Annotated in this window: 1 protein-coding gene; it reads right to left on the bottom strand. The window is 43.6% G+C overall.

The window, feature by feature from the left end; genetic code table 11:
• Positions 1-473: aconitase family protein (locus tag JMW90_RS13680; protein WP_265089252.1), on the bottom strand; the 473-nt coding region annotated here is incomplete at its 3' end.
• Positions 474-509 lie beyond the last annotated feature (36 nt).

The following is a 509-nucleotide window of genomic DNA, read 5'->3' as shown; positions in this document are numbered from 1 at the left end:
AATTCATAGCGTTCTTTATTACGCTTAAACTCAATCTTTTCGTTAAGATCTATGGCATCTTCGCGGCCATAAGCATCGGCTTGTACTGAGTGATCGACGACCAATTCACTTGGGATAAACGGGTTAATTTGCTCAGCTTTGCCGCCAAGCTCAACGACGGCATCGCGCATCGCTGCCAAATCGACTACTGATGGCACACCAGTGAAATCTTGCAGGACAACACGGGCTGGCATAAAGGCTATTTCTTTTGACGCTTCTGCGCCTGCATCCCAATTGGCGACCGCTTCGATGTGGTTTTTGCCAACAGACTGCCCGTCATCTTCATTACGCAATAAGTTTTCTAAAACGACTTTCATGCAAAATGGTAACTTGCTGATGTTTTCGTAAGTCTCAGTTAGCTTGGGTAGACTATAATAGGTATGGTCCTTGCTATCGACCGTAATAGTGTCTTTTACATTAAAAATATCACTCATGGTAGCTTCCTTATCGTTGTTATAGATCCTGAACAT

This window comes from Psychrobacter glacincola, assembly GCF_904846215.1.
GTDB classification, from domain to species: domain Bacteria; phylum Pseudomonadota; class Gammaproteobacteria; order Pseudomonadales; family Moraxellaceae; genus Psychrobacter; species Psychrobacter glacincola.
This window is presented reverse-complemented; position numbering and strand designations above follow the sequence as displayed.